This is a genomic window from Streptacidiphilus sp. MAP12-20, from assembly GCF_041262525.1.
In the GTDB taxonomy this organism is placed as follows: domain Bacteria; phylum Actinomycetota; class Actinomycetes; order Streptomycetales; family Streptomycetaceae; genus Streptacidiphilus.
This window is the reverse complement of sequence record NZ_JBGCCK010000007.1, coordinates 51766-71638: the sequence shown is the minus strand read 5'-3', so window position 1 is coordinate 71638 and position 19873 is coordinate 51766. Positions and strand designations below refer to the sequence as shown.

Here is a 19873-nt window from a genome sequence, read left to right as displayed (position 1 = left end):
CTCACCGCAACCGCCGCCCGGCGAGGGACGGCAGCAGTCGGCGCGGGGTCGGGGCCTCCTGCGGGCCGCCGGTCGGGGCGGGGAGGCCGGGTCGCGCGCCCGCGTCCGCCTCGCTCGGCGTCAGGTGCGGGGTGCCGTACAGGTAGCGGCCGAGCGCGGTGACCGGGAAGACCAGCCGGTAGAGGTTGTAGTTGATCGAGAAGTCCCACGGGAAGCCCGTCCCGGTGAACTCCGGCTCGTCCCACGTCCCCTCGGGCAGCTGCGTCTCCGCGAGCCAGCGCACGCCGCGGTCGACGTGACTGCCGCTCTCCCCCGCCGCGAGCAACGCCATCAGCGCCCAGGCGGTCTGCGAGGCGGTCGAGGTGCCCCGGCCGGCCCAGGACTTGTCCTGGTAGGAGCGCATGTCCTCGCCCCAGCCGCCGTCGGAGTTCTGCTTCTCCTCCAGCCAGGCCACCGCGCGGCGGATCGACTGGTGCTCTGTCGGCACCCCCGCCGCGACGAGCGCGGGGAGCACCGAACCGACGCCGTAGACGTAGTTGGTCCCCCAGCGGCCGAACCAGGAGCCGTCCTCCTCCTGCTCCTTGAACAGCCACTCGATCCCGCGCCGGGTGCGGGGGTCGTTGGCCTTGCCGTCGGCGGCCAGCATCTCCACCACGTGCGCGGTGACGTCCGCCGAGGGCGGGTCGACGACCTCGCCGAAGTCGCAGAACGGCAGCTTGTTCGGCAGAGTGCTGGTGTTGTCGACGTCGAAGGCGGCCCAGGCGCCGTTCTTGGACTGCATGCCGAGCACCCAGTCGATGCCGCGTCGCGTCGCGGCCGCCATCCGGCCTGGCTCGGTGTGGGCAACCCGGCGCAGCGCGAGCACGACCTCGGCCGTGTCGTCGATGTCCGGGTAGTTGTCGTTGTCGAACTCGAAGGCCCAGCCGCCGGCCGGCAGGCCGGGCCGCTGGACGGCCCAGTCGCCGCGGCGCAGCACCTCCTCGCCCAGCAGCCAGTCCGCGGAGCGCACCAGCGCCTCGTGGTCCGCCGGGAGTCCGGCATCGGCCAGGGCGGTGAGCGCCAAGCAGGTGTCCCAGACCGGCGACTGGCAGGCCTCGATCCAGCGGTGGCCCTCGTTGGTGTGCACGGTGAAACGGTCGAAGGCGGCCAGACCCGCCTTCATCACCGGGTGGTCCAGGTCGTAGCCGAGCAGGTGCAGTGCGATCAGCGAATACACCGCCGGAGGCTGGATTCCGCCCCAGCAGCCGTCCGCCTCCTGGCGCTCCACGATCCACCGGCCGGCCTGCTGCAGCGCCAGTCGGCGCAGCGACTTGACCGGCATCTTGTGGTAGTAGTGCAGCGCCTTGTCGAGCCGGACGAAGAAGCCGTCCCAGGTGTAGGCGGGCGCGACCGGGCGGGCGCGGTAGGGGTTCGCCGGGTCGGTGTGCAGCTCCTCGAGCTCGAACGGCCCCTTGCGGACCGGCCGGTGGGCCGAGACGACGGTGAGCGGCACGATGGTCTGGCGGGCCCAGCAGCCGAAGGAGTAGATGTTCAGGGGGAAGCCGCGCGGCAGGAAGATGACCTCCGGCGGCAGCTCCGGCAGCCGCTCCCAGGGCCACCAGCCGAAGAGCGCGAGCCAGATCCTGGTGAAGACGCGGGTGGACGCGATGCCGCCCTGCTCGCGGATCCAGCGTGAGGCGCGCTTCATGTGCGGCGCCTCCGGGTCGTCCCCGGCGAGCTTGAGCGCGACATAGGCCTCGACCGTGGTGGACAGCTCCGAAGGACCGCCGTAGAAGGTGGCCCAGGTGCCGTCCGCCCCCTGCTGCGAACGGATCCAGTCTGCGGTCGCGCGCGTCTGTTCCTCGGTGCGGATGCCGAGGAACTGACGGAGCAGCAGGTCCTCGGCGTCCATGGTGACGTTGGTCTCCAGGTTGCCCTTCCACCAGCCGGCCTCGTCCTGGAGGCCCAGCAGGTGGGCGGTGGCCGCCTCCAGCGTCCTGCGGGCGACGGCCTTGGTGTCCGTCTGCCCGGCTTCGTCATCCGTGACGTGCTCCGTGTCGTTCTCCCCCGTGGTGGTGCTCTCCGCGGCCGGCTCTGCTTCGTACTGTGGGTCGAGCCGGCCGTCCGCGGATGCTGTCATCTCGTCACCTCTCCCTGACCACAACGAACTCCGCGAGCGCGGCGAACTGCGCCCGCACCTCCGTCGACATGGCGACCTCGTCCAGCGCCGCCAAGGCCGTGCTGTGCTGGCGGCGGGCCTCCTCCGCCGTCCAGGCGCGGCCGCCCGCCTCCTCGATCAGCGCCGCGCGCACCGCGAGTTGTTCCTCGTCCTCGTGGCCGCGGCCCTCCGGGTCGGCCAGCAGCTCCGCGAGACGGAGCGAGGCCTTGTTGCCTTCGGCGAGGGCGGCCGAGACCGGCAGGGACTTCTTGCGCTGGCGCAGGTCGCCGAAGTTGGGCTTGCCGGTGACCTCCGTCTCGCCCCAGATGCCGAGCAGGTCGTCCACGGCCTGGAAGGCGAGGCCGAGGTGGTAGCCGTAGCACTCCAGCGCGTCGGCGGAGGCGTCGTCGATACCGGCCAGCACGGCGCCGATGGAGGCCGAGACGGCCAGCAGCGCGCCGGTCTTGTTGCCCTCCATCTCCAGGCACTCGGCGACCGAGACCCGGTCGCGGTGCTCGAAGGAGAGGTCCTGCGCCTGGCCGTCGATCAGCTTGCGGGTGGCGATGGTGAGCCGCTGCACGGCACGGCCGGCGTCGACCGCCGAGGCGGTGCCGTGGCCGGGGGCCTCCAGCAGGATCTCGTTGGCCAGGGCCATCATCGCGTCGCCGACCAGGATCGCCTGGGCCGGGCCGAAGACCGTCCAGACCGTGGCGCGGTGGCGGCGGGTCTCGTCGCCGTCCATCAGGTCGTCGTGGAGCAGCGAGAAGTTGTGCACCAGCTCCACCGCGACGCCGCCGGGGACGCCGACGGCGGCCGGGGCGCCGGCGGCGCGGGCGGAGAGCAGCGCGAGCGCCGGCCGGACGGCCTTGCCGCTGTCGGCGTTGGTCGGCAGTCCCTCGGCGTCCGTCCAGCCGAAGTGGTAGGCGGAGACGGCGTCCATGGGCGGGGCGAGCCGGGAGACCGCCTCCCTGAGCACGGGGGTGCACAGGGTCCTGCCATGATCGAGCAGGGACAGCACGTCGACTGCCTCCACCGTCGGTGCCTGATCGGGGCGCGCTACCACGCTGGTTCCCTCTCCGTTCGCTCTGCTGTGTCGGGTCTGTCCGGCGGAAGTCCGGCCGAGCCGTGTATCGGTCCGTCGTTGAGTCATCGCGGCGTCGGTCATCGCAGCTCTCCCAGCACGCTTCGGGCCGCTGCGGTTCCGCTGCGCACGGCGCTTTCCATGGTCGCGGGCCAGCCGGTGGCGGTCCACGAGCCGGCCAGGTGCACGCCCGGCGTCCGCGTCCGCGCGCTTGGGCGCAGCCGGGCGGTGCCCGGGGCGGGCGCGAAGGTGGCGGTGCGCTCTCTGGTCACGAAGAACTCGGTGACCTCGGCCTGCCGCGCCTTGGGCAGCAGCCGCTCCAGGGCCGGGACGTAGCGCTGCCGCAGCACGGAGACCGGCAGGTCGATCTCGGCCTGCGCGGCGGACTGGGAGAGCGCGACGTACTGGCCTGGCCCTTGCAGGCCCGAGTGCGGGGTGCGGTCGAAGACCCACTGGACCGGCGAGCCGAGCGCGGCCAGGAAGGGCCGGTCGAGCACCGGGCGGTCGTAGACGACGTGCACGTTGAGGATCGGCGCGTAGCCGAGCTCAAGGAGCGCGTCCGGCTCGTCGAGGCTGCCGGGCGGGAGCAGCGCGTGCGCGGCGTCCTGGGGGACGGCGAGCACCAGCGCGTCCAGGTCGGCGAAGGTCTCCGCGCCGCCTTCGAGGCGTTCGCCCTCCAGCTGCACCGTGTGGCGTCCGGCGCCGTCGCCGGAGGGCTTGACCTCGACGGCCCGGGCGCGCAGCAGCACCCGCACGCCGGCGCGGTCGAGCGCCGCGCGCGCCATGTCGTCGTGGATCCGGCCCAGCGGGACGCGGGCGAAGCCGATGTCGGAGGCCCCCGGCTCGGAGAGCAGGCCGGTCTTGAACACCATCGCGGCCAGCGCGAGTGAGGACTCGTCGGCCGTGGCGTTGAGCGTGGCGACGCCGACCAGGTCCCACAGTGCCTCTATGGCGCGCGGGGACTGGCCGTGCTCGCGCAGCCAGTCGCCGAAGGAGCGCTGGTCGAGCGCCGGGTCGGCGAGGTCGAGCCGCTTGAGCGCGAGCGCGGCCTTACCGGTGGCGGCGCGCTCGGCGAAGCTCAGGTGCGGGTAGCTCACCAGGCCGCGGCCCAGGTGCAGAGGCACGGGCAGCGGGTCGCGGCGGATGCTGCCGGCCCGGCCGGTGTTGACGTCGCGGACCGGCACGTCGAGGCGCGGCTGGAGCCAGACCTCGTCGCGCACACCGAGGCGCTGCAGCAGGCCGCGGTAGGCGGTGCAGCAGCGCAGGAAGACGTGCTGGCCGTTGTCGACCGTGAGCGCGCCGCGCTGGAAGGAGAAGGCGAGGCCGCCGAGCCGGGGCCGGGCCTCGGCGAGGGTGACCGCCAGGCCCGCGTCGGCGAGACGCAGCGCGGCGGTGATGCCGGCCAGCCCGCCGCCGATCACCAGCGCCCTGCGTGTGCTCGCCTTGCCTGTGTCAGAACGCCCGCTCACCGGAGCCACCCCCCTTCCTGGTCCCGTACCAGCCGCGACGCACCGCAGCGACCAGTGGTTCCCCACCGGATCGGGCGGGCAAACAGGAACGACACGAACGGACGGTCCTTCAAGAGGTACGCCCTCCCACCAGGCCGGACAGTGCTACATAGGCCTTCTCCCAGCCGGGGAGCGAGACCCGGCCGCGCAGCACCGCCTCGGGTTCGGCGGCGATCCGGCCGAGCACCCGGTGGTAGATGCCGGCCATGGCGCCGACGCAGGCGCGGCTGCGCCGGTCGAGCATCGGCAGCAGGCGCAGGCCCTCGTCGAAGTACTCCTGGGCGCGGCGCGCCTCGAACAGCACCAGGCCGCGGAAGTCGGCCGTCGCGGGCGGCGTGGCGAGGCCGAAGCCCTCCTCGCAGCCGAACCGGGCCAGGTCCTCGGACGGCAGGTAGATCCGGCCGATGGAGGCGTCCTCGCGGACGTCGCGCAGGATGTTGGTGAGCTGGAGCGCGAGACCGAGGGTGTCGGCGTACTCGGCGCCGCGCTTCGGGTCGGTGCAGCCGAAGACGGCGAGCGAGAGGCGGCCGACGGTGCCGGCCACGCAGCGGCAGTACAGGCGCAGCTGGTCGAAGGTGGCGTACTCGGTGCCCCGGACGTCCATCTCCATGCCGTCGATCAGCTCGTCGAAGGCGTCCAGCGGGATCGGGAAGAGGCCGCAGCTGTGGGCCAGCGCGACCTTCACCGGGTCGGTGTCCTCCGACTCGACGGAGCCCTCGCGGATCTCGTCCAGCAGCGCGCGGGTGCGGCCGAGCTCCTCGAACTTGCGCGCCTCGGACCAGCCGCCGTCGCCGATGTCGTCGATCCGACGGGCCAGGGCGTAGATCGCGGACATGGCCTGGCGCTTGGCCTGGGGCAGCAGCCGGATCCCGTAGGAGAAGTTCTTGGCCTGGCTCCCGGTCACCGCCTCGCAGTACTGGTAGGCCGCTGCCACCTGTGGTGACAGCGGCTCCAGCGCCGTGCGTGCCCCGTTGATCTGCGGACTCACCTCGTGCCTTTCACATCATTGCTTTGACCAGCATCCGTCTTTCCAGCGCTGCGCTGTCCATCCTTGCGCTGTCCATCCTTGCGCCGCCCGGGCTGCTTCGCCGGGAGCAGCGTGGCCGGGAGCAGCGCCCCGGCCACCTCGCGGAGCAATCGGCCCTTGCCGGCCTTGGGCGAACCGGCCAGCACGTCGTAGCCGGCCGCCTCGACCGCGCCGAGCGCGGCGTAGCCGCCCGCCGAGAAGCCCGCGAGCAGCAGCCGGAGCCGGCCGCTCACCGAGGCGAGCAGCGGCGTGCCCTCGTCCAGCAGGGCGCGGGTGCGCTCCGCCTCGTACATGATCAGGCCGCGCAGCGCCGTGCCGGCGCGGGCCGCGTCGAGGTCCTGCTCGGTGACGCCGAAGCGCTTCATGTCCCGCGCCGGGAGGTACACGCGGCCGCGGGCACGGTCCTCGGCGACGTCCTGCAGGTGTTCGACGACCTGGAGGCCGCTGCAGACCGCGTCGGACCAGCGCAGCCGCTCGGGCGTCGCCAGACCGGCCAGCTGCAGCACCAGGCGGCCGACCGGGTTGGCCGAGAGCTCGCAGTAGGCCATCAGGTCGTCGAAGGTCTCGTAGCGCGCGACGTGCTGGTCGACTCGGTTGGCCTCGATCAACGCGCGGAAAGGCTCGACGGTGAGCCCGTGCCGGTCGATGACGGGCACCAGCGCGGCGATCAGCGGGTGGCGCGGCCCGACGGCCCCGGGCGTGCCGAGGACCGCCTCGAACGCGGCGTCGACGTCCGCGTCCAGGGCGTCGAGCAGAGCCAGCCGGAAGGCGGTGTCCGCCTCGCTGCCGGGCTCGGCCTCGGCCCCGGGCTCCGGATACGCCACGCCGAGCAGCTCGGCGGTGCCGCGCGGGTCGGGCAGATCGCCGTCGCCCGCGTCGTCGACCAGGCGGGCGAAGCCATAGACGGCCATCAGCCCCTGGCGCATGGCCGGGGGCAGGAAGAACGGGGCGACGGGGAAGTTCTCCCTCGCCGCCTTGTCGAGCACTGCGCCGGAGGAGCCCGCCGGGGACTCCCCGACTGCCTGCCCCTCGGACGTCTGTTCACCGGACTGCTGCCGACGCACCGTCATGACCGCCACCCCCCCGTTCTACACCGATCTTGACAAGCTGCCCACAGGGGACACGCCTTCGTGCCCTGCCGCCGCCGCGTCGCCCCAGCGCAGCGACCCCATGGATCTTGCTCGTAGCCTATGACCCGCAGCCTACGTCCCCATACCGTCAGCCGCCGCGGAGGGTGGTCGCGGCGGCTGTCGGATCGTTATGGATGGTCTGCGGACGGTCCGTACCGGAAGCGGATCAGCGCTTGCTCGTCCAGGCCTCGTACTCCTTGACGACGTCCTCGGTGGGACCGTCGGCGCGGATCACGCCGTGCTCCAGCCAGATGGTCCGGTTGCAGACCTCCCGGATGGCGGAGTTGCTGTGCGAGACCAGGAAGACCGTCCCGGCCTCCTTGCGCAGCTCGCGGATGCGATCCTCGCTGCGCTTGCGGAAGGCCGCGTCGCCGGTGGACAGCGCCTCGTCGATCAGCAGCACGTCGTGGCTGCGCGCCGCCGAGATCGCGAAGCGGAGCCGGGCGCCCATGCCGGAGGAGTACGTGCGCATCGGCAGCGAGATGAAGTCGCCCTTCTCGTTGATGCCCGAGAAGTCGACGATGTCCTGGTACTTCTCGCGCACCTCGGCGTAGCTCATGCCCATGGCCAGGCATCCCAGGACGACGTTGCGCTCGCCGGTGAGGTCGTTCATCAGGGCCGCGTTGACGCCCAGCAGGGAGGGCTGGCCGTCGGTGTAAATGGAGCCCTCGGCCGTCGGGAGCAGGCCGGCGATGGCCGCGAGGGTGGTGGACTTGCCGCTGCCGTTGGAGCCGATCAGGCCGATCGCTTCGCCCTTGTACGCGGTGAAGCTGATGCCTCGGACCGCGTGCACCTCGGTCAGCGCCGGGGACGCCTTGCGCTTGACGATCCGGGACAGCGCCGAGGTGGCCGAGCCCTTGCCGGCGCCGGCGCCGTAGACCTTGTACACGATGTGGACGTCGTCGACGATCACCGTGGGGATCTTCTCGGTGGGCGCGGGCGGCGGTCCCTGCGGGTCCAGCACCTGGTCCATCGTCTGCTGATCATCCACGGCCGTACTCCTGCTCCGCCTTCCAGAAGAAGACATATCCGCCGAGACCGGCGATCAGTGCCCAGGCTACGGCCATCGGCCACACATGGTGCGGCAGACTGCTCGCCGGGACGGTGTCGATCAGCGCGTAGCGCATCAGCTCGATGTAGATCAGTGCGGGGTTGGCCTCGAGCACGGTGGACGCCCAGTGCGGCAGCTTCTCCGACACCGTGGCGACGCTCCAGAAGACACCGGACATGTACATCCAGGTGCGGATCAGGAACGGCATCAGCTGAGCCATGTCGGTGGTCTTGGCCCCGATCCGGCCCATGAACATCGCCAGACCGGCGTTGAAGACGGCCTGGAGCAGCAGCACGGGCACCATCAGCAGCCAGTGCGCCGTCAGCGGCACGCCGCTGACCAGGACGATCACACCGAGCACGCCCATGGAGACCAGCAGCTGCTGCAGCTGGTTGAGGGTGACCGTGAGCGGCAGGGCGGCACGGGGGAAGTGCAGCGCGCGGATCAGGCCGAGGTTGTCCGCCACGGACCGGGTGCCGGACAGGACGGCCTGCTGGGTGAAGTTGAAGATGAAGATGCCCGTGCACAGGTACGGGATGAAGTTCGGGATGCCCCGGCTGGTGCCCAGGATGACGCCGAAGATCAGGAAGTAGACGGCGGCGTTCAGCAGCGGCGTCAGGATCTGCCAGATCTGGCCCAGCTTGGAGGACGTGTACTGGACGGTCAGCTTCGCCGTCGCGTAGGCGGCGATGAAGTGCCGACGCGCCCACAGCTGCCGGGTGTACCCGATCAGCGTTGGCCGCCTGCCGCTGACGGTCAGCCCGTATTTCGCGGCAAGCTGCGCGGGGGTCAACCCCGCGTCCGGGTCGGCCAAGCTCGCCGCCCGCTGCTCATACACCGTGGACACGCTACTCCCAAGCCTTCGTCCCACTGGACAGGACGAAACGGTATCGTCTCGTCCTGGGTAGGACGCTAACGGGGCCGACCGACGGAACGCAACCGTTACGTCGCTACGCTGGCGTATCGTAGGGCCTCGGAAACCGGAGTCGCGACAGTCGCCAGTGCTGACAGGGGAGCATATGGGAACGCAGTCGATGCCTGCAGCAGTAGCCGAACCGGTGCTTGAACCGGCTGCGGCTGCGGAGGCCAAGCGTCCACCCACAGGGGCAGCCTTGCTGCGCGACGATGTGACCGAAGCCATTCGTGAGGCGGTCTTCGAGGAGCTCGCGACGACGGGATACGCCCGGCTGTCGATCGAGGCGGTCGCGCGGCGCGCGGGCGTCGGGAAGACGGCGGTCTACCGCCGCTGGCGCTCAAAGCTGCCGATGGTGATCGAGGTCGTCTCCGAGGTCGTCAGCACCGGCATCGTCCTGCCGGACACCGGCTCGCTGCTGGAAGACCTCCGGCTGCTGGTCCAGGTCGTGCACCGGGTACTGCGGCATCCGCTCGCCGCGCAGATCGTGCCCGACCTGCTGGCGGAGGCGGCGCGCAATCCGGAGATCGCCGACACCCTCGCGCTGGCCCTGCGGGAGGCCCAGCGCGAGTCCAGCGCGGCGCTGGTCGCCCGCGCGGTCACCCGCGGCGAGCTGCGTCCCGGCACCGACCCCGACCTGGCGCTCGACCTGATCGCCGGCCCCCTCTACTGGCACCTCCTGGTCACCCGCGGCCCCATCACCCGCGACTACCTCGACCGCCTCCCCCGCGCCATCTCCGCGGCTCTGAGCGCGGCGTGAGCGCCACGGACGGCGCGGACGGCGCGGCGGCCGGGCCGGCTCGCAGCGTGCGGGAACTGCTGTTCGGGCTGCCGATGCTGGCGGGCGAGCTACCCGGGTTCGATCCCGGGGCCGCGCCCGAGGAGCCGTTTCCGCTGTTTCTGGAGTGGTTCGCCGAGGCCGTGGCGCGTGGGGTGCGCGAGCCGCATGCGATGTCGCTGGCCACGATCGACGCCGAGGGCTGCCCCGATCTGCGGGTCGTCGCGCTACGGGACGCCACCGCCGAGGGGTGGACCTTCGCCACGGACGCCGGGAGCCCGAAGGCGCGGCAGCTGGCCGGACAGCCGCAGGCGGCGATCGGCTTCCACTGGCGCGAGCAGGGCCGCCAGATCCGGGCCCGCGGCCCGGTCGTCCGCGCCGACGCGGCGACGGCCGCCGCCGACTTCCTCGACCGCCTGCCGGGCTCCCGCGCGGCGAGCCTGGTCGGCCACCAGAGCGAGGCGCTGACCGACCCCGCCGCCCTCCCCCACGCCTTCGCGGCGGCGCTCGCCCGAATCGAGGCAGACCCGACGACGGTCGCCCCGGACCACGCGCTGTTCACCGTGCGCCCGGTCTCCGTGGAGTTCTGGCAGGGCGTCCCCGGCCGCGGCCACATCCGCGTCCGCTACAGCGCTCCGCGCGCAGACGGCCCCTGGACACGCGAGCTCCTCTGGCCGTGACCTCCAGGGGCGCGGGGAACTGCGCGAGAAACCACCCTGTGCGGATGGCCCTGCGCGTTGAGGACCATCCGCATGCCAGTGGCTTGTCGCGCGGTTCCCCGCGCCCCTGGAGGTGCAACGTCCCTCGTCCGAAGCTACTTCGTCCAGCGGTCGCGGCCGTCGGAGCCGGCCTTGCAGGTGAGCTTGGTGTTGTTCGCGCCGGTCGCCGTCGCGCCAGTGGTCGCGCAGAACTGACCCGCCGTCGCGGAAGCGGAACTGCTGACCGCGGAGGCCCACCGGTCCTTGCCCGCGGAGTCCTTCGCGCAGGTCATGGCCACGCCCACCTTGGTCACGCCCTGCGCGCCGTCCGGCGCGCAGTACGCGCCCTGGGTGACCTGCTTCTGGACGGCGGTCGAGGTCGGATTCGCCTTCGCAGAGACGCTCGCCTTCACGCTGGCGGCCGCGCTCGACGCACCCGCCTTCGCGCTCGACGCGGCGCTCGACGCGGCACTCTTCGCGGCGGACACCGCCGCCGACGCCTTTCCGCTGGCGACGTTGGACACCGCGTTCTTCGTGCTGCTGGAACAGGCCGCCGTCGTGGCGAGCGTCGCTGCCGTCAGACCGCAGAGCAGGACCATGGTCGGGCGCCGGGATGTAAGCATGACGTCGTGCCTCTCGTCGCGAGCGGCCCGCGATCAACGCGGGCTCTACCACTCCGAACGTAAGAGCCGCAGCCCGACCCCGCGCCCTGCACTAGCCCGAACCAGTGATCGAACGGATCGCGCAGGTCTTCTCTTCTCCGACGGCCGCGCCCACACTGGCGCGCATGCTGACGCTGCAGGAGATGTCCGACCGCCTGGAGATCCAGGAACTGTTCGCCCGTTACGCGCACGCCATCGACAGCCGCGACTGGGCCGCGCTCAAGGAGGTGTTCACCGAGGACGCCGTCGTCGACTACACCGCCCTCGGCGGCCCGCGCGGGACCGTGCCGGAGATCTGCGCCTTCCTCGAATCCGTCCTGCCCCTGTTCCCGGCCACCCAGCACCTGGTGGCGAACATGCTGGTGGACATCGACGGGGACCGGGCGACCGCCCGGACCATGTGTCACAACCCGATGCCCCTGCCGGACGACGGCGGACTGCTGCAGTGCGGGCTCTGGTATCTCGACAAGCTGGTGCGCACCGAGGCGGGGTGGCGACTCGCGGAGCGCGGCGAGGAGAAGGCGTATCAGGTCGTGTTGAAGCAGGCCACGGCGGAGTAGTCGAATCTCTGTCCGTCGTGACCTGCTCGGGCGGCCGGGCTACTTGGCCCGGCTGCCGAAGAGCGAGCGGGTCAGCCGCCGCAGCGGCGCGAGGAGCACCGTGCGGGAGAAGCGGTTCGGGCGTGCGGGCGCGGACGGCGTGCCGAGACCGCGCGGCGTCAGCTCCCTTATCAGGCCGACCGCCTCGGCGACCTCGATCTGCGGGAGCGCGGGCGCGCCGAGCACCGAGAGGTGCCGGTCGAGCCGACGGCTCGCCGCACCCGTGCCGCACTGGACCGCCGGAATGCGCGGCCGACTGCGCAGGTGTTGCGTCTGTTCCATGTCCCACCCCTTGGAAGGCACCAGGGCCGTGATGCGAAGCCTATCCGCCCCGTGAGGTCGGTGTGCAACTGTCCGTCCAGTTGCTGAGCGTACCCCGCACCACTGACACCTACTCAGGCGGGGTTGCCCGCACCGGAAGACGGTGCGGGAGTGACCTGTGCGACGGCGGTGGCAGGTGGGGAAGCCGAGGGGATCGACTGCGGCAGCACCACGGCCAGACCCAGTCCCGCGAGCCCCATCCCAACGAAGAGCAGCAGCACCGCGACGACCCCCCACGCGCCGAGCGAGCTCCAGTGCACCTCGCTGCCGTAGCGGACCAGGCCGACCAGCCCCAGCACGCCCGTCACGATCAGCGCCGCCATGCCGTGCCGGACCCGGCGCAGCTCGCGCTCGCGCACCGTCATCAGCATCGCCACGCCGAAGGCCAGAACGAAGCCGGCGAGCACCCGGACGTCCAGCCGGCTCACCGTCCAGGGCCAGTGCCGGGCCGCCCAGCCCGGCGCCGCGAAGAGCAGCACGCCCAGCACGCCGAGGAAGGCCCCGGAGCAGAAGGTCGGCAGCGCGACCCACCAGGGCATCGGCTCGGGCCGGTCCGGCTCCGCACCCTTGGTCAGGAACCACTGGACCCCGAGCCCGACTGCGCCGACCAGCGGGGCGACCAGGTGCACGCCGAACCAGCCGAAGGCGGCCAGAACGGCGACGATCTCGCCGCCCTTGAGGTGCAGCGTGCCGCGGTCGAGCAGGATCGCGGCGAGCATCAGCAGCATGAAGAGCGAGGAGCTGAGCACGGTGACCCGCGCGTGGGTCCACTCCCGTGCCCGCGCCGCGCAGAGCCAGAGCATCGCGCAGCTGCCGGCGTAGCCGGCGCCGATCAGGGTGGCGCTGACGGGGGACATGGTCCAGGCGAAGAGCAGCTCGGTGTGTGAGGACGCGAGCGTCAGCAGCAGGGCGGCGTACGCCGCGCCGAGCGTCAGCGGCACCACCATGGCGAAGCGGACCACCGGGCTGAGCGGTCGACTCGTCGGCGCGGTCGGCATGGGCCCCCCTTGTTAGACGTGGCGTCAGCATAGGGGGGCGTCAAGCCGCTGTCAGCCCTCCCGCATGGCCCTGATTTTCGGCGCTCGGCTCTTCGGCGAATCGAGGCTGAAGCCGCGTGCGTCGCCGAGCTCGTCGCGAACGAAGGTCTCGGTGCGGGCGAGCACGTCCTTGAGTGCGGCGTCCATGGGCACGAAGAGCTGGTGCACGACTTCGCCGACGCTCGGGTCGAACTCCCAGAATCCGACGATCCGTCCGCGGTCCACGACGATGTGACACTGCGGATCCAGGTCGCCGCCGAAGACCCGGCCCTCCTTGGCGCCGGGAACGGGCCGCTGGGCGTCGGCCGGGTCGATCAGCCGCGGTAGCGCGCGGTGGAGCAGGTGCAGGCCGTCGATCCCCGCGAGCAACGCGTACTGCGGCTCCTCCGGGCGACGGTAGGCGGCGAACTCGTCCGCCAGATCGGGCGGCAGCAACAGGTTCGTGCCGTCGACCGCGACCAGACCGAGCGGCGCGACGGCCGCCTTCGCCTGGGCGGCGGTGAAGCCGGAGAACCAGCGGAAGTGCGCGAGCGTGGCCGGCGCCGCCCACGCGAAGTAGCGGCGGGCGAGCTCGACCTCAGGATCGCCGTGGGTCACCTGAGTCTCGTGCCAGCGGACGTAGCCGTAACGCTGCTGGTCGAGGCGGCCGTTCACGGGCACGCGGCGGATCTCACCGCTCGCCTGGAGCAAGCCCAGGGCGAGCGGCAGCGTGGTGATGACGCCGCGCTTCTTGCCCGCCTCCCCCAGGTTGCGCACGGCGCCGCCGACCGCGTCCTTGATCTTCGCCGGGTCGAGCGGAACGTCGGCCGCGTCCAGCGCCCCGAGGACCGCCGCGCACAAGGCGTCGATCTCGGCCTCCCGCACGCGCAGGTGCTTCTGTGCCGCCGACAGTTCGCCGGCGGGCGCGTCCGCTCCAACGGTGAGGCCGAGCGCGAAGTCCTCGGCGGGGAGCACGTAGGTGCAGCCGCGCGCGGAGGGCAGCTCGTGGATCTCCAGCGCGGCGACGGCGTCGTCGACCTGCTGACGCGAGAGCCCGGCGCGGGCGAAGAGCCCGAGGTAGGGCGCCGCGCCGCCGACCGACCGGGCCCAACCGGCGCGGGCCAAGACGGTCGCGGCGTCGACTCCGAGGAGCGAGCCGTCGAGCCCTTGACGGTGCGCCCACCAGGCGCGGAGACGGGCGGGGTCGAGCAGGGAGGTCATAGCAGTCAGTATGCCGGGGCAGAGTGCTGCGCAGGGCCGCCGGCCTCGCCGCACCCGCGGCTGCCACCGCCTCCGCGCCGATGCTCTCGGCGGGCAGCCCGGTGAGCGAGTCCTACGACCCTGCGACCAAGGTCTGGACGCTGCGCTACCGCGTGAACGGCGTCGACGCCCCGACCCGCGTCGCGCTCCCGCCGTCGGTCTACCCGTTCGGCGCCTCGATCGCCGTGACCGGCGCGCCCCGGGCGGACATCGACCTCCGTCAGCCGAGCAAGACCTGGTACGGCCTCGCGGACATCTCCCTGCCCGACGCGAAGCCCGGCACGGTGGCGACGGTCACCATCTCCCCCGCCTGAGCCTGCAGCCCCTGGGTGCGCACCCAGGGGTTGTCCCCGCGAGAACATGGAACCTTTGGTTGCTCCCAGCGCTAAGCGCCCACCGTCCAGCCGGGGACCGGGACGGCCTCGCGCAGAGCGCGGGTGTACTCCTCCTGCGGGTCGTCCAGGACGTGACCACAGTCGCCCTGTTCGACCACGCGGCCGCGCCGGAGCACCAGCACCGTGTCACACAACTGCCGTACCACCGCGAGGTCGTGGGAGATGAGCAGGTACGCCAGGCCGGTCTCGGCGCGGATGTCGGCCAGCAGGTTGAGGATCTGGGCCTGGATCGAGACGTCCAGGGCGGAGACCGCCTCGTCCAGGACGAGGACCTTCGGCCGCGCCGCCAGCGCCCGGGCTATGGCCACGCGTTGCCGCTGGCCGCCGGAGAGGTCGCGGGGGCGGGCGTGGGCCTGGCGGTCGGTGAGGCCGACCTGGTCGACGAGTTCGTCGAGGCGGGACGCCCGCTCGGCCGACGAGAGGCCGCCGTGGTGGCGGAGGACCTCGTCGACCGCGGCGCGGGCGCTCTGGCTCGGGTCGAGGGAGGTGTAAGGGTCCTGGAAGACGATCTGCAGCTCCCGTGCCCTCGCGTTGCGCTCGCTGCCGCTTCGGGCCGGGCGGCTGCGGTCGCGCCCCATGACCGCGATCGTGCCGCTGCTGGGGCGTTCCAGGCCGATCAGCATCCGGGCGATCGTGGTCTTGCCGGAACCGGACTCCCCCACGATGCCGAGCGAGCCACCCGCCGGGACGGTGAAGCTGACGTCGGCGACGGCATGGTGGGCCTTGAAGTACTTGTTCAGGCCGTGGACCTCAACCGCGTTCATCCCAGTCATGCGTTGGCCTCCTCGCTCTTGCGGTGCGCGTGGATCTCCTCGACCCGGCCGCAGCGGACCAGGCCGCCGTCGAACTCCGTCAGCGGCGGCGGGGTCGTCTCACACGTCTCCGTCGCGAACGAGCAGCGCGGCGCGAAGGCGCAGCCGGGGCCGGCCTCGAAGGCCGAGACCGGTCGGCCGAGGATCGCCGACAGGCGCTCCGACCGTTCGTCGATCGCCGGACGCGATCCCAGCAGGCCGAGGGTGTACGGGTGCGCGGCCCGCTCGTGCAGGGTCTCCGCCGAGCGCAGCTCGACGATCCGGCCCGCGTACATCACCGCGACCCGGCCGCAGACGGCGAGGGCGAGGTCGAGGTCGTGGGTGATGAAGACCATGCCCATCCCCCGGTCCCTGCGCAGCCGGTCCAGGATGCCGACGACCTCGCGCTGAATGGTGACGTCCAGCGCGGTGGTCGGCTCGTCGGCCAGGATCAGCCGGGGCTCGGCCAGCAGCACCGACGCGATCATCACGCGCTGGAGCATGCCGCCGGAGACCTCGTGCGGGTACTGACGCAGCCGCCGCGCCGGGTCGTCGATGCCGACCTCCGCCAGCACCGCCTCCGCGCGCGCCAGCGCCTCCTTCTTGCCCAGGTGCCGGTTGCGGACCAGCGCCTCGGTGAGGAAGGCGCCGATCTTGCGGGTCGGGTTGATGTGGGCGCGCGGGTCCTGGAAGACCAGGCCGACGCCGCCGTCGCGGTAGCCGCGCAGCGCGCCCGCGTCCATCGCGCCGACGTCGGCGCCCTCGAAGCGGATCGTGCCGGAGGCGGTCGCCGCACGCGGCAGCAGCCGGGTGATGGCCCGCACCGTCATCGACTTGCCCGATCCGGACTCGCCGACCAGGCCGAGGGCCTCCCCGGGCGCGAGGCTCAGGTCGACGCCGTCGAGCAGGGTGCGCGAGACCCCGTCCTCGGTCGTGAAGTCGACCGTCAGGCCGGTCAGTTCCAGCAGCGGAACAGCTGGTGCGTCGGCACTCATGCGGCGGCTCCCACGGTCGACTTCTCCTTGACGGCGGCGGCTGCCCGCCGGGACCGGCGCAGGTAGCCGGGCGGCTTCTCGCCGCTGATCCGGGCGCCGAGGACGGTCAGTGCCAGCACGGTGAGCACGATGAGCACGCCGGGCGCGATGACCGGCAGCCAGTAGCCCTTGATCAGCGCGTCGCTGTCGCTGACCATGACGCCCCAGTCGGACGTGGGCGCCTGGACCGCGAGGCCCAGGTAGGAGAGCGAGGCGAGGTCGAGCAGGGCGTAGCCGAAGGCGATCGCGGCCTGACCGACGACCACCGGCGCGATGTTGCGCAGGATGTGCCGCCCGCTGATTCGCAGCACGCCGAAGCCCTGCACCGACAGCGCGTCGACGTAAGGGCTGACCCGCTGCTGCCGCGCCGCCGCCCGCACGATCCGGGCGAGGAACGGCACATAGGCCACCGACAGCGCCGCGACGGCGGGCGTCAGGCCCGGACCGAAGAGCGCCACGGTCAGCACGGCGAGCAGCAGCCCGGGCAACGCGTAGACCAGGTCGAAGACCCTGGCCACGACGCCGTCCACCCAGCCGCCGTACCAGCTCGCCGCGAGGGCGAGCGGGATGCCGATCAGCAGCGAGACGCCGACGACGAGCGCCGGGCCGAGCAGGCTGGTCCGCGCGCCGAAGACGAGCCGGGACAGGATGTCCCGCCCGATGCCGTCCGTGCCGAGCAGGTGCGCTCCCGAGGGGCCGGAGTACGCGTCCAGCAGGCTCTGCTGGTTCGGGTCGGCCGGGGCGACCAGTGACGCCGCGACCGCGGCGACCAGCACCACGACCAGGAAGGCCGCGGACAGCATTCCCGAGCGGCCGAGCGAGGCCGACGCCCGGGTCCAGAGGTGTTTCATGACGTGCTCCCTGCCTCGCGCAGCCGCGGGTCGACGACGGCCTGGATCAGGTCGCTGGCCGCGTTGCACAGGACGAACGCGCCCACCAGCAGCAGGGCCACGGCCTGGACGACCGGGAAGTCCTTCTGCGCGACCGACTGGATGGTCAACTGCCCAATGCCGGGCACCGCGAAGGCCGACTCGACGACCAGCGTCGAGGCGAAGGTCCCCGCGGTGAGCAGGCCCACCGCAGTGATGATCGGCGGCAGCGCGTTGCGCAGCACGTGGCTGCGGAGCACCGCCGAGCGGGGCAGGCCGCGGACCAGCGCGGTCTGCACGTGCTCGCGTTCCACCTGCTCGCGTACGGCGTTGCGGGTGACCCTGGCCAGGAAGCCGCAGGAGATCAGCGCCATCGCGCAGGCCGGAAGGATCAGGCCCTGGATCTTGCCGGCCACTCCGTCGCCCAGCCCGGAGGCCGGGAACCAGCCGAGCCGCACCGCGAAGACCGAGATCAGCAGGGTGGAGGCGACGAAGGGCGGGACGGTGACTGACACCGAAGTCAGCATGGAGACCGCGCCGTCGACCCGCCCCGGCAGCAGGGCGGCGGCCAGGCCGGCGCCCATGCCGACCAGGACGACGATGATCATCGTCATCAGTACCAGGATCAGCGTGTTGCCGAGCCCGGCGCCGATCCGGTCGGCGACCGGCTGGCCGGTGACCATCGAGGTGCCGAGGTCACCGTGGAGGACGCCGGTCAGCCAGTCCCAGTAGCGGACCGGCAGCGGCTGGTCCAGGTGCAGCCGGTGCCGCACCATCAGGCGGGCCTCCGGGGTGGGCTGGCGGTTGCCGAACAGCACGTTCTCCGGGCTGCCCGGTGCCAGGTACAGACTGCCGAAGATCACGATGCTCGACAGGAACAGCGTGGTCAGCAGTCCGCCCAGGCGGTGCAGGAGGAGCCGACCCATCAGGGCGCCCCCACAGCGGTGACCCACGCGTTGTCCATGTAGGAGAAGGTCAGCGGCGCACCGGTGACGTCCTTGCCCTGGAAGAGCAGCGCGCGCGGCTGGACGATCGGGATCCAGGGCAGGTCGTTGTTCAGGATCGCCTGGGCCCTCAGGGTGGCCTCGGCGCGGACCTGCGGGTCCTGCGTCGCCTGGGCGGCGTCGAGCGCGGCCTGCACGCCGGGGCTGGTGTAGCCGTTGAAGTTCTGCACACCGGTCTTGGTGGCGTAGCTCGCGTACATCGTCGCGGCCTCGGGGTACTCGAGGTAGTTGATCGTCAGAAAGCCGTCGTAGGAGGCACGGGCCTTCGGATCGGTGAAGAGGCTGCCGTACTGCTGGTCAGGCAGGCCGACGAGCTTGACCTTGAGGCCGATCGCCTGACCGGTCTGCTGCAGCACCTGGGCCAGCTGGGTCTGCGAGGGGGTGCCCGCCGCGTAGGCGATGCTGACCTCCTTGCCGGTGGCGCCCGCCGCCTGCACCAGCTTGGTGGCGGCGGCGATGTCGGGGGCCTTCGCCAGCTTGTCGTAGGCGGCCTGGTAGGTGGCCTTGGCCGGGCTGGTCAGCCAGAAGCCGGGACCGGCCACCGTGTAGAGCGGATCGGCAGCGCCACCGTAGATCGCCTTGGCGATGCCGACCCGGTCGATGGCCATGCTGAGCGCCTGCCGGGTACGGGCGTCGGCGAGGCCGCCCGCGAAGCTGGACACGATCAGGTCGACGTTCTGCGTGGTCGATCCCGGCTCGCCGACGTAGAGCTTGCCCGCGGCGGTCTTGCTCAACTGCGGGATGGTCGAGGTCTGCAGGTCGAACGCGCCCTGAAGGGCCCCGGAGGACAGGGCGTTGGCGAGCGCGGAGGGGTCGGCGAGGAACTTGAAGGTGACCGTGTCGGCCTTGGCCACCCGGCTCGGGTCCCAGTACTTCGCGTTCTTCTTCAGCACCATCTGGTTGGTGCCGTCGAAGGACTGCACGGTGTAGGGACCGCTGCAGACGACGCCGACTCCTGCGTTGCCGAAGTTGGCACCGGCCTTGACCGCGAAAGCTTTCTCCACGACGGCCGCACCGAGGATGCCGAGGTTGCGCACGAAGATGTAGTCCGGCTTCGTCAGGCTGACCGTGATCTGGTGCGGGCCGGTGGCCTTGACGGTGTCGACGTCGTTGTAGGAGTCGGTGTAGTTGCTGGCGACCGCCGGGTCGAGGTTGCGGACCAGGCTGTAGACCACGTCCTCGGTAGTGACCGGCTTGCCGTCGCTGAAGGTGGCACGCGGGTCGAGCTCGACGACGACGTGCTTCGGGTCGGGCTGGGACCAGGACTTGGCGATGCCGGCGTGCATCGAGTAGTCGGGGGCGACGCGGATCAGCGGCTCGCAGACGTTGCCGAGGATGGTCTCCTCGGGGTAGTCGGCGGTCTTGAGCGGGTCCTCGGAGTAGGGCGCGCGGTAGTCGCCGGACCAGGTCAGGTTGGACAGGGCCTTGGTGCCGGGGGCGGTGGTCACCTGGGCGGTGGAGAAGTTGCTCTTGGCGTCCGGGGTCTTGGCCGCGCCGCCCGAGCTACAGGCCGTGGCGAGCAGGGCCACCGACGCAACGGCGATGGCAGCGCGCAGCATTCTGTTCTGCACAGTTCGTCTCCTCAGCAGTGAGCGGTGG

20 protein-coding genes are annotated in these 19873 nt (G+C 71.9%); 4 read left to right on the top strand and 16 right to left on the bottom strand.

The window, feature by feature from the left end; genetic code table 11:
* Window position 1 precedes the first annotated feature (1 nt).
* From shc to ABIA32_RS11200, 7 genes are all read right to left on the bottom strand, one after another.
* On the bottom strand, window positions 2-2119 hold the full coding sequence (gene shc / locus ABIA32_RS11230; RefSeq protein WP_370093879.1) for a squalene--hopene cyclase: 2118 nt from the start codon (window positions 2117-2119) through the stop codon (window positions 2-4).
* 4 nt (window positions 2120-2123) lie between these two features.
* Entirely contained in the window at window positions 2124-3287 is a 1164-nt protein-coding gene (locus tag ABIA32_RS11225) for a polyprenyl synthetase family protein (RefSeq protein ID WP_370094120.1), read from the bottom strand.
* 11 nt (window positions 3288-3298) lie between these two features.
* Complete coding sequence (gene hpnE, locus ABIA32_RS11220) at window positions 3299-4696, bottom strand: hydroxysqualene dehydroxylase HpnE (protein ID WP_370093878.1); 1398 nt, start codon at window positions 4694-4696, stop codon at window positions 3299-3301.
* A 100-nt stretch (window positions 4697-4796) separates the two neighbouring features.
* Window positions 4797-5714, bottom strand: a complete 918-nt coding sequence (gene hpnD, locus ABIA32_RS11215) for a presqualene diphosphate synthase HpnD (RefSeq protein ID WP_370093877.1) — start codon at window positions 5712-5714, stop codon at window positions 4797-4799.
* Entirely contained in the window at window positions 5711-6823 is a 1113-nt protein-coding gene (hpnC, locus tag ABIA32_RS11210; RefSeq protein WP_370093876.1) for a squalene synthase HpnC, read from the bottom strand. Before hpnC ends, hpnD begins: the two co-directional genes overlap by 4 nt.
* A 226-nt stretch (window positions 6824-7049) precedes the next feature.
* Entirely contained in the window at window positions 7050-7856 is an 807-nt protein-coding gene (locus ABIA32_RS11205; RefSeq protein WP_370094118.1) for an ABC transporter ATP-binding protein, read from the bottom strand.
* A gap of 10 nt (window positions 7857-7866) precedes the next feature.
* Complete coding sequence (locus tag ABIA32_RS11200; protein ID WP_370093875.1) at window positions 7867-8772, bottom strand: ABC transporter permease; 906 nt, start codon at window positions 8770-8772, stop codon at window positions 7867-7869.
* A 196-nt stretch (window positions 8773-8968) separates the two neighbouring features.
* Between ABIA32_RS11200 and ABIA32_RS11195 the strand changes: the two genes are divergently transcribed.
* On the top strand, window positions 8969-9607 hold the full coding sequence (locus tag ABIA32_RS11195; RefSeq protein WP_370093874.1) for a TetR/AcrR family transcriptional regulator: 639 nt from the start codon (window positions 8969-8971) through the stop codon (window positions 9605-9607).
* On the top strand, window positions 9604-10305 hold the full coding sequence (locus ABIA32_RS11190; RefSeq protein WP_370093873.1) for a pyridoxal 5'-phosphate synthase: 702 nt from the start codon (window positions 9604-9606) through the stop codon (window positions 10303-10305). The genes ABIA32_RS11195 and ABIA32_RS11190 overlap by 4 nt, the downstream gene beginning before the upstream one ends.
* Before the next feature lie 134 nt (window positions 10306-10439).
* Here the strand turns inward: ABIA32_RS11190 and ABIA32_RS11185 are convergent, their stop codons facing one another.
* On the bottom strand, window positions 10440-10946 hold the full coding sequence (locus tag ABIA32_RS11185) for a hypothetical protein (protein WP_370093872.1): 507 nt from the start codon (window positions 10944-10946) through the stop codon (window positions 10440-10442).
* A gap of 104 nt (window positions 10947-11050) precedes the next feature.
* Here ABIA32_RS11185 and ABIA32_RS11180 point away from each other — a divergent pair, with 104 nt between their 5' ends.
* Window positions 11051-11545 carry a nuclear transport factor 2 family protein gene (locus ABIA32_RS11180; RefSeq protein WP_370093871.1) on the top strand — a complete coding sequence of 165 codons (495 nt, stop codon included), beginning with the start codon at window positions 11051-11053 and terminating at the stop codon, window positions 11543-11545.
* Window positions 11546-11584: 39 nt separating this feature from the next.
* On the opposite strand, the gene ABIA32_RS11175 is transcribed toward ABIA32_RS11180, so the two are convergent.
* From ABIA32_RS11175 to ABIA32_RS11165, 3 genes are all read right to left on the bottom strand, one after another.
* Complete coding sequence (locus ABIA32_RS11175; protein ID WP_370093870.1) at window positions 11585-11866, bottom strand: hypothetical protein; 282 nt, start codon at window positions 11864-11866, stop codon at window positions 11585-11587.
* A gap of 113 nt (window positions 11867-11979) precedes the next feature.
* Window positions 11980-12903 (bottom strand): hypothetical protein, encoded by a 924-nt coding sequence (locus tag ABIA32_RS11170; RefSeq protein ID WP_370093869.1) that lies wholly within the window; start codon window positions 12901-12903, stop codon window positions 11980-11982.
* Window positions 12904-12954: 51 nt separating this feature from the next.
* The gene (locus ABIA32_RS11165; protein WP_370093868.1) at window positions 12955-14142 is read right to left on the bottom strand and encodes a DNA glycosylase AlkZ-like family protein; all 1188 of its coding nucleotides are present in this window, start codon (window positions 14140-14142) and stop codon (window positions 12955-12957) included.
* Between the two features lie 23 nt (window positions 14143-14165).
* Between ABIA32_RS11165 and ABIA32_RS11160 the strand changes: the two genes are divergently transcribed.
* The gene (locus tag ABIA32_RS11160; RefSeq protein WP_370093867.1) at window positions 14166-14495 is read left to right on the top strand and encodes a hypothetical protein; all 330 of its coding nucleotides are present in this window, start codon (window positions 14166-14168) and stop codon (window positions 14493-14495) included.
* Window positions 14496-14566: 71 nt separating this feature from the next.
* Here the strand turns inward: ABIA32_RS11160 and ABIA32_RS11155 are convergent, their stop codons facing one another.
* From ABIA32_RS11155 to ABIA32_RS11135, 5 genes are read right to left on the bottom strand one after another with little or no spacing between them, the layout of a single operon-like run.
* Entirely contained in the window at window positions 14567-15349 is a 783-nt protein-coding gene (locus ABIA32_RS11155) for an ABC transporter ATP-binding protein (RefSeq protein WP_370093866.1), read from the bottom strand.
* Window positions 15346-16362, bottom strand: coding sequence for an ABC transporter ATP-binding protein (locus ABIA32_RS11150; protein WP_370093865.1), 1017 nt, complete (start codon window positions 16360-16362; stop codon window positions 15346-15348). The genes ABIA32_RS11155 and ABIA32_RS11150 overlap by 4 nt, the downstream gene beginning before the upstream one ends.
* Window positions 16359-17252 carry an ABC transporter permease gene (locus ABIA32_RS11145; protein WP_370093864.1) on the bottom strand — a complete coding sequence of 298 codons (894 nt, stop codon included), beginning with the start codon at window positions 17250-17252 and terminating at the stop codon, window positions 16359-16361. Before ABIA32_RS11145 ends, ABIA32_RS11150 begins: the two co-directional genes overlap by 4 nt.
* Window positions 17249-18196, bottom strand: a complete 948-nt coding sequence (locus ABIA32_RS11140) for an ABC transporter permease (RefSeq protein ID WP_370093863.1) — start codon at window positions 18194-18196, stop codon at window positions 17249-17251. Before ABIA32_RS11140 ends, ABIA32_RS11145 begins: the two co-directional genes overlap by 4 nt.
* Window positions 18196-19845, bottom strand: coding sequence for an ABC transporter substrate-binding protein (locus ABIA32_RS11135; RefSeq protein WP_370093862.1), 1650 nt, complete (start codon window positions 19843-19845; stop codon window positions 18196-18198). Before ABIA32_RS11135 ends, ABIA32_RS11140 begins: the two co-directional genes overlap by 1 nt.
* Between the last annotated feature and the right edge of the window lie 28 nt (window positions 19846-19873).